Origin of the sequence: Herbaspirillum sp. VT-16-41 (assembly GCF_001994935.1) — a bacterium.
GTDB classification, from domain to species: Bacteria; Pseudomonadota; Gammaproteobacteria; order Burkholderiales; family Burkholderiaceae_D; genus Herbaspirillum; species Herbaspirillum frisingense.
Genome location: NZ_MUXB01000108.1, coordinates 189402 through 198078, shown reverse-complemented (window position 1 = coordinate 198078; position 8677 = coordinate 189402). Strand labels below are relative to the sequence as shown.

Sequence of the window (8677 nt, the reverse complement as noted above, 5' to 3'; positions counted from 1 at the left end):
CGAGCGAAGCTTGTTACCAGCTCGAAAGCTCGCTCAGACTTTGTTTGCACCACCGCTGACCGTTCGTCCTGAGTAGCGGCGTAGCTGCGTATCGAAGGCGCGCCACAAGTTGAGCAGCGCCCCTTCGACAGGCTCAGGACAGGCTTCGATACGGCCCTAAAGGGCCTACTCAGTCCGAACGGTTTCAGATGGCTTGAAGAGAACCAAGCAAAATCGCCACGCCAAAGTCATCTGGCGCGGCGATTTTTTCTTAACTGAACTGTATTACCCACAGCGCGGGGCTTGTGGGGCTCGGCATCCACACCCGTAGAGGGTGTGCAACAACGACAATCGATTCAGACCAGCAGTGCCGCGGTCAAGGTACGGATCTGCTCTTCCGAATCATCCAGCATCTCGCGCAGCGATTGATCGCCGATGTAGTCATCCACCAGGTTCTCGCCGCCGATGCCGGCTTCGGCCACGGCCGCGCGCTGCAGGGGTGAGGGCACCGGCGAGAGCTCCTTGGCCAGCAACAACACGTCGCCGATGGTCTGCGGCGGCAAGACGCGTACGCCGTGCCACAGCGATTCGATCGCATCCACCACCGGCTGCGGCACGCCCAGCTTCTTGAGCACGGCGCGGCCGATCATCTTTTCGCCGTATTCCATCCAGTCCTCGGTACCGCCGTCGAGCAGGCCCGGGTAATCATCGGTCCGCGACAACAGGTAAAAGCCCCCGACCTCGTGCACGATGCCGGCAAACATCGCCGTCTCCGGGTCAGCCTTGGTCAGCTTGGAGGTCAGCACATAGGCCGTGGCGGCCACATGGGCGCAGTGCTCCCACAGCTGCGCGGACTTGATGCGCATGCCCGGGTTATTGATGGTACGACCCAGCTGGCGCACGATCACCGAGGTGGTGATGGTATTGAGGGTACGGAACCCCAGGCGCATCACCGCCGCCCGCACGTTGTTGATTTCCCCGCCGGAACGGTTGTAGGCCGCCGAATTGGCGATGGCCACCGTCCGTGCCGACACCAGCGGCTCGGCCATCACCAGCTTGGCCGCCAGCTCCAGGTGGCAATCGGGGTCGGCCAGGGCCTTCTGCAGCTTGATCGACGCGCTGACGTTGGCCGGGAACACCAACTCCCCCCGTCCGGCCTGCGAGGCGATATTACGAAAGATTTCCAGTCTGTCCATGATGTCTCCAGCCTCCTGTACGTCGTCCAGTCCCGCTCGGGGTGACTTTTGCTGCGCCGCAGCTGTCCTGCCGTTGCGGCGGGCGGTGCTTCCTGTCCATTATCGGCAAAATTCATCCGGATTTGATGTTATGTGAATTTATTTTCCGGATGACATCGGCTTGAGCTTAAAGGACAACGTCAGGCGCCGCAATACATGCCCAATGTACATGCCCAATGAGCAAAGCCCGATTTGCCCTGCCGGGCGCACTCGGCTAGCATAGCGCCTTTGCCGCAACCGGCCTCAATGGCGCGTTTGCGGCCCGCATCAACCGCAGCCACGCATCCATGTCTCCAGACGAATACTGCCAGCAGAAGGCCGCCGCCAGCGGTTCCAGTTTCTATTACAGCTTCCTGTTCCTGCCGCCGCAACGCCGGCTGGCGATCACGGCGCTGTATGCCTTTTGCCGCGAAGTCGACGATACCGTCGATGAAATCGAAGATCCCATGGTGGCGCGCACCAAGCTGATGTGGTGGCGCAAGGAAATCGCCGCCATGCTGGAAGGCCAGCCCACCCACCCGGTGACCAAGGCCCTGCATCCCCACGTGGCCACCTACCAGCTCAAGGGCGAGCACCTGCAGGCCATCATCGATGGCATGGAAATGGACCTCGACCAGAGCCGCTACCTCGACTATCCCGGCCTGCAGCGCTATTGCTGGCACGTGGCCGGCGTGGTGGGTGTGCTCTCGGCCAGCATCTTCGGCCACACCCAGCCCGGCACCCTGCTCTTCGCCGAAAAACTGGGGCTGGCCTTCCAGCTCACCAATATCATCCGCGATGTCGGCGAAGATGGCCGCAAGGGCCGCATCTACCTGCCGGTCAACGAACTGCAGCAATTCAACGTCACCGCCGCCGACATCCTCAACGCCCGCCACAGTGAGCGTTTCGAGGCGCTCATGAAATTCCAGGTGGAACGTGCCCAGGCGGTCTACGACGAAGCCTTCGCCCTGCTGCCCAAAGAAGACCGGCGCGCCCAGCGCCCCGGCCTGATGATGGCCGCCATCTACCGCACCCTGCTCGACGAGATCACCCGCGATGGCTATCACGTGCTCAACCAGCGCATCTCGCTCACCCCCATCCGCAAGCTGTGGCTGGCCTGGAAGACCTATGTCTTCGGCTGATCGCCGCGCTACGACGGCATGAGCGACGCCCCCCGCCACTACGCCGTGATCGGTGCCGGCTGGGCCGGTTGCGCCGCCGCCGTGGCGCTGGTCGCCGGCGGACACCGGGTCAGCCTGTTCGAAGCCGCCCGCACCCTGGGTGGCCGGGCGCGCCGCCTCGAACTCGATGGCCGGACCCTGGATAACGGCCAGCACATCCTGCTGGGCGCCTACCGCGCCACCCTGGCCCTGATGAAGCAGGTCGGCGTCGATCCGGCCACGGCCCTGCTGCGCCTCCCCCTGCAGATGCGCTACCCGCTGACGAATCAGGCCGACGGCATGGACTTCGTCGCACCACGCCTGCCCGCGCCCTGGCATGTGGCCGTGGCCCTGCTGCGCGCCAAGGGACTGGCGCGCGAGGACAAGATGGCCTTGGCCCGCTTTTCCACCACGGCGCGCTGGATGGGCTGGCAATTGCACGAGGATTGCAGCGTGGCCGACCTGCTGCAGCGTTTCGACCAGACTGACCGCGTCACCCGCCTGATGTGGCGCCCGCTCTGCATCGCCGCCCTGAATACGCCCCCCGAACGGGCTTCGGCGCGGGTCTTCCTGAACGTGCTGCGCGATAGCCTGGGCGCGCGCCGGGCCGCTTCCGACATGTTGATCCCGCGCCGGGACCTGGGCGCCCTGCTGCCCGATGCCACCGAAGCCTACCTGGCCCGCCACGGTGGGCTGGTGCGACCGGGCGTGGCGGTCACGCGCCTGCTGACGGGCAGCGAGCCAGGCAGCTGGCGGCTGGAAGACCGCCTGGGCGAAAGCCTGGGCGAATTCTCCGGCGTGGTACTGGCCACCGGCCCCGAGGCTGCCGCACAACTGCTGGAGGGTCTGCACGATACCCACCTGCTGCAAGCCCTGGAGCATGAACCCATCACCACCTGCTATCTGCAGTATGGCGAGCAGGTGCGCCTGCCGGCGCCCTTCCTGGCCTTGCTGGACGCGCCGGAGCGCCAGGCCTGGGGCCAGTTCGTCTTCGACCGTGGGCAACTGGGCGGCGACCCGGGTCTGCTGGCCGTGGTGGTCAGTGCCGCCGGGCAGGCCATCGCCGACGGTCATGCCACCCTGACGGCGGGCATCACCCGCCAATTGGCGCAAGACTTCGGCCAGCCGGCCTTGGCCACGCCCCAATGGAGCAAGGTCATCACCGAAAAGCGCGCCACCTTCGCCTGTACCCCCGGACTGCAACGGCCCGACAACACCGCCATGCCAGCCGGACTGGCGCTGGCCGGCGACTACGTGGCCGGCGACTATCCCGCCACGCTGGAAGGCGCGGTGCGTAGCGGCGGTGCAGCGGCCCGGCTGCTGGCGGGCTAGACCTCCTGCAGCGGCTGGCCGTCCCTAAAATTTTCATGGATGACGGCAAAGGGATTCACCCCATCCATGCCGGCGATGCACTACGATAGCGGTCCATCTGCATTACGCATCAGCAGTCCCGATTCCGGTTCGTGTCTGCACCACCATCGCCCGGCGGCGCCAAGCCGCGTTGAATAAATTACGGAGAAAACAATATGCCGGTCATGACCTGTATCGAAGACTTCCGCCTGCTGGCCAAGAAACGTGTTCCCAAGGCCTTCTACGACTACGCCGACAGCGGCTCCTATACCGAGAGCACCTATCGCGCCAACACCAAGGACCTGGCCTCGCTCAAGCTGCGCCAGCGCGTGGCCATCAATGTCGACGAACGCAGCACCCGCACCACCATGATCGGCCACGATGTCAGCATGCCCGTGGCCATCGCCCCCACCGGCCTGACCGGCATGCAGTGGGCCAATGGCGAGATGCTGGGCGCGATCGCGGCCGAGAAGTTCGGCATCCCCTTCACCCTGTCCACCATGAGCATCTGCTCCATCGAGGACGTGGCCAGCGTCACCACCAAGCCGTTCTGGTTCCAGCTCTACGTGATGCGCGACCGTGGCTTCGTGAAATCGCTGATCGATCGCGCCAAGGCTGCCAAGTGCTCGGCACTGGTACTCACGCTGGATCTGCAGATCCTCGGCCAGCGCCACAAGGACCTCAAGAACGGCATGTCGGTCCCACCCAAGCTGACCCTGGAAACCCTGCTCGACCTGGCCAGCAAGCCCGGTTGGGCGCTGCGTGCGCTGGGCGGCCGCAAGACCTTCGGCAACCTGGCCGGCCACATCAAGGGCGGTGAAGGCGCCGGCGGCGTGCAGACCCTCTCCAAGTGGACCGCCAGCCAGTTCGACCCCACCCTGAACTGGGACGACGTGGCCTGGATCAAGGAGCAATGGGGCGGCAAGCTGATTCTCAAGGGCATCCTCGACGTGGAAGATGCCAAGCTGGCCGTGCAGACCGGAGCCGACGCCATCGTCGTCTCCAACCACGGTGGCCGCCAGCTGGATGGCGCAATGTCCTCCATCGAAGCCCTGCCGGCCATTGCCGAAGCCGTGGGTGACCAGATCGAAGTCTGGTTCGACGGCGGCATCCGCTCCGGTCAGGACGTGCTCAAGGCGGTGGCCCTGGGCGCGCGCGGCACCATGATCGGCCGTGCCTTCCTCTACAGCCTGGGCGCCATGGGCGGCGACGGCGTCTCGCAGATGCTGGAAATCATGCGCAAGGAGCTCGATGTCAGCATGGCCCTCACCGGCACCAAGGACATCAAGGATGTCGGCCCGCAGATCCTGATCCGCTAAAGCCCCCATCCCATAAAGAAAACGTCCCGGCCCACCGCAAGGTGGCCGGGACGTTTTTTTTGACTCTCCTGGATCAGCCTGCTGCTACTGGCGCGGCTTTTCGTTCAGAGCATCGATCACGCCCTCCTGGCCGTAGCGCCGGGCCAGGTCCATGGCGGTGAGACCGTCCTTGTTCTTCAGCGTCAGATCAGCGCCATTGTCCCGTAGTACCTCGACTGCCGCCACCCGTCCGCGCATGGCTGCCAGCATCACCGGCGTCATCTTGTCGTCGGGCGATTCGGCATCCACGTAGGCCGAGGCATCCAGCAAGAGCTTGACGATCTCCGAGCTGCCGTTGATGGCCGCATAGTGCAACGCCGTCCAACCCGGACGATTGACTTCCACCTCGCGCGAAAGCAACAGCTTGACCACCGGTATGTTGCCGTAGAAGGAGGCCAGCATCAGCGGCGTGTCGCCATTGGTGGCCTGGGCCTCCAGGTTGACGTCCGGGGCATTGACCAGCACCTCGAAAGCCTTCATCGAGTCTTCGCGGATGGACAGCATCAGGCCGGTGTAGCCGCGCTTGGGCTCGATCAGGTTGGGGCCCATGCCACGCTGCATCAGTTGCTTGAGAAAGTACACGTTATCCATGCGGATGGCCTGGAAGTATTCTTCATAGGCGCCCGCACGGGCCGCGCCCGGCAACAGCAGCGAGGTGTAGAGCACGATGCGGCCTAGTCTACCCATTCCGCCCATACCGCCAATGCGGCCCAGTGCGCGCCAGCGGGAACGCAGCTTTTCCAGCAAGGTCATGGTGTGATTCCGAACAGCTTGAAGAAATTGTCAGAGGTCTGGCGTGCCACCTCGGCCACCGGGATGCCGCGCAGGTCGGCGATGAATTCGCCGACGTGGCGCACATAGCCGGGCTCGTTGGTCTTGCCGCGAAACGGCACCGGTGCCAGGTAGGGCGAATCGGTCTCGATGAGCATGCGCTCCAGTGGAATGGTGCGCGCCACCTGTTGCAGGTCCTTGGCGGACTTGAAGGTGACGATGCCCGAAAACGAGATATAGAAACCCAGCTCGATGGCCGCATCGGCCACTTCCTGCGATTCCGTGAAGCAATGCATGACCCCCGCCGCACCACCGGCCGCCGGGCTGGCGCCTTCTTCGCGCAGGATGCGGATGGTGTCCTCGGACGCCGAACGGGTATGGATGATCAGCGGCTTGCCCGTGGCGCGCGAGGCGCGGATATGGGTGCGGAAGCGCTCGCGCTGCCATTCCAGGTCACCCTGCAGGCGGTAGTAATCCAGCCCGGTCTCGCCGATGGCGACGATGCGCGGATGGTCGGCCAGCGCCACCAGCTGCTCCACCGAGGGCTCCGGCGTGTCTTCGTAGTCCGGATGCACGCCCACCGAGGCGTAGACGTTGGGATACTGCTCGGCCAGGGCCAATACCTGCGGAAAATCAGGCAGATCGACCGACACGCACAGGGCGTGGCTGACCTGGTTTTCGGCCATCTTGCCGAAGATCTCCGGCAAGCGCGCCGCCAGGTCGGGAAAATTGATGTGGCAATGGGAATCGATATACATGGCCGCTATTGTAAAGCGATGCCGACAGCCTGTCGCCCCTGAGCGCGCGCCGCTTACCTTTGGTTACAGCCGCGCCGGCATGCCCGGCGCCCGCCCTCAGCGCGCCACCGGGCGCTTGGCCAGCTTGCGCTGCAGGGTGCGGCGGTGCATGTTCAGCGCCCGCGCAGTGGAAGAGACATTGCCCTCATGCTCGGCCAGCACACGCTGGATGTGTTCCCACTCCAGTCTTTCCAGCGACAGCGGCGACGCCTCTTCCATCGGCGGCACCGGTTCGTCGGTGCGCTCGCCGCCACTGGCATGGTTCAGCGCCGAGAGGATGGAGTCGACATTGGCCGGCTTGGCCAGATAGTTGTCGGCGCCCGACTTGATCGCCTGCACCGTGGTGGCGATGCTGGCGTAGCCAGTCAGCACCAGCAGGCGGGCCTCCGGCAAGGCCTGACGCAGCGGCGACACCCACTGCAGGCCGGAATCCTTTTCCAGCTGCAGGTCGATGGTGGCGTAGTCGAAGCGTTCACGACGCGCTGCTTCCAGCGCCTCCTCGCCACTGTGCGCCACGGTCGGGCGGAAACCCCGACGCGCCAGCGACCTGGCCAGGGTGCTGGCAAAGACATCGTTATCGTCGAGGATCAGAAAAGCTGCACTCATCAAAAAGCCTGCAATATAAGAAACATCACATCAGTCGATCAAAACAGGAAACAAAAACATTCAGCGCAAGGGGAAGCGCAACTGTGCCACGGTGCCCTCGCCCGGCACGGAACGCAGGCGCAGCTTGCCTCCCAGGTGCGTGGCACTGGCAAACGCCAGCATCAGACCAATCCCCGAACCGCCGGAACTGCTGACGACCGGGCCATGACCCAGGCGCTGGAGCAGCTCGGGCGCGATACCGCTGCCATTGTCGGAGACCTCGATGATAGCCGTCTTCTTGCCCGACCTGGCTGACGCCCCGCCAAGCGACGATGGCGCTTCGCTGAGCTTGGTGGCATCGCCAGCATCAGCGGAGATGAGTCGCAGCCGGATCTCCCCCTGGTGACCCCGCCCACGCACCGCATGGGCGGCATTGTCGAGCAGGGTCAAGAGGATCTGCGACAGGTCCTGCAACTGACTGGCGACCCACCCCGGCTGGTGTCCCTCGGCCACCAGCAGCACGGCGGGGTGACGCAAGCGCCAGCCCTCCAGCAGGCTGGTCAGCCAGGGCGTGATGGCCGCGCTGTCCTCGTTGCGCAGCTGGGCATCTGCGTCCAGGCGCATGCTCTCCAGCGCTGCCTTGCAGACCGCAATCTGTTCCTCGACGATGCGCAGGTCTTCGTCATAGACACTCAGCGCGGGGTTGTCGGCCATCTCGCGTCGCAACTCCCCGGCGATCACCGCCACCGTCGACAACGGCGTATTGAGGGCGTGGGCCGCGCCGGCGGCCTGGGTGCCCAGCGCCAGGATGCGATGGCTCTGCAGCTGGCGTTCGCGGGCCTGGCCCAGTTGCCGGTCGCGCGAGCGCACCGCCGCGGCGATACGGCTGACGAACCAGGTGATCAGCAGCGCCGAGATCGAGAAATTGATCCACATCCCCGCCAGGTGATAGGCCATGGCCTGGCCATGGTCGTGGATGTGTAGCGGCTCGTAGAAATACACCAGCCCGGAATAGCCACCCAGCGCGCACAGCGCCAGCAGCAAGGCATAGGGCCAGCTGAGGGTGGCCGCGCCGGCCGCCAGCGCCGGCAGGTAGAAGGACACGAAGGGATTGGTCGAGCCGCCCGAGAAATACAGCAAGGCCGTCAATACCGCCACATCCAGCCACAGCTGCATGAACAGTTCGCCCTGCTCCGCCGGCCGCGCCCAGCGCATGCGCAGCCAGGTTCCCCCATTGATGAGCAGCTGCAGCAGGATCAGCGCCAGCAAGGGCGACATCGGCAAGGCGATATGCAGCCAGATGTGGGCACCTGCCAGCACCAGCAGCTCGCCGGCCACCATCGCCCAGCGCAGCCAGAACAGGCGCGACAGCAGCAGATGCTGCGGCGGATCGGCAGGCAGCGATGCCGCCGCCAGGAAGGAGCTCGGGGAATTCATGGCCGGAATTATACGGGCTGGGCGCG

Annotated in this window: 8 protein-coding genes; 3 read left to right on the top strand and 5 right to left on the bottom strand. The window is 64.9% G+C overall.

Annotated features, from left to right (window positions below):
* Positions 1 to 335: 335 nt before the first annotated feature.
* Positions 336 to 1175: an HDOD domain-containing protein gene (locus BTM36_RS14625; protein ID WP_077236870.1), complete on the bottom strand. Its 840-nt coding sequence runs from the start codon at positions 1173 to 1175 to the stop codon at positions 336 to 338.
* A gap of 326 nt (positions 1176 to 1501) precedes the next feature.
* Between BTM36_RS14625 and hpnD the strand changes: the two genes are divergently transcribed.
* From hpnD to BTM36_RS14610, 3 genes are all read left to right on the top strand, one after another.
* Positions 1502 to 2335, top strand: a complete 834-nt coding sequence (gene hpnD, locus BTM36_RS14620) for a presqualene diphosphate synthase HpnD (protein WP_077236869.1) — start codon at positions 1502 to 1504, stop codon at positions 2333 to 2335.
* A gap of 18 nt (positions 2336 to 2353) precedes the next feature.
* Entirely contained in the window at positions 2354 to 3685 is a 1332-nt protein-coding gene (gene hpnE, locus BTM36_RS14615; protein ID WP_077236868.1) for a hydroxysqualene dehydroxylase HpnE, read from the top strand.
* 194 nt (positions 3686 to 3879) lie between these two features.
* The gene (locus BTM36_RS14610; protein ID WP_006712961.1) at positions 3880 to 5022 is read left to right on the top strand and encodes an alpha-hydroxy acid oxidase; all 1143 of its coding nucleotides are present in this window, start codon (positions 3880 to 3882) and stop codon (positions 5020 to 5022) included.
* 84 nt (positions 5023 to 5106) lie between these two features.
* Here the strand turns inward: BTM36_RS14610 and BTM36_RS14605 are convergent, their stop codons facing one another.
* The 4 genes from BTM36_RS14605 to BTM36_RS14590 form a co-directional block, all read right to left on the bottom strand.
* The gene (locus tag BTM36_RS14605; RefSeq protein WP_077236867.1) at positions 5107 to 5814 is read right to left on the bottom strand and encodes an ankyrin repeat domain-containing protein; all 708 of its coding nucleotides are present in this window, start codon (positions 5812 to 5814) and stop codon (positions 5107 to 5109) included.
* Positions 5811 to 6590, bottom strand: a complete 780-nt coding sequence (locus tag BTM36_RS14600; protein ID WP_077236866.1) for a TatD family hydrolase — start codon at positions 6588 to 6590, stop codon at positions 5811 to 5813. The genes BTM36_RS14605 and BTM36_RS14600 overlap by 4 nt, the downstream gene beginning before the upstream one ends.
* Positions 6591 to 6686: 96 nt before the next feature.
* Positions 6687 to 7235: a response regulator transcription factor gene (locus tag BTM36_RS14595; RefSeq protein WP_006712968.1), complete on the bottom strand. Its 549-nt coding sequence runs from the start codon at positions 7233 to 7235 to the stop codon at positions 6687 to 6689.
* A gap of 60 nt (positions 7236 to 7295) precedes the next feature.
* Positions 7296 to 8651: an ATP-binding protein gene (locus BTM36_RS14590; RefSeq protein ID WP_077236865.1), complete on the bottom strand. Its 1356-nt coding sequence runs from the start codon at positions 8649 to 8651 to the stop codon at positions 7296 to 7298.
* Between the last annotated feature and the right edge of the window lie 26 nt (positions 8652 to 8677).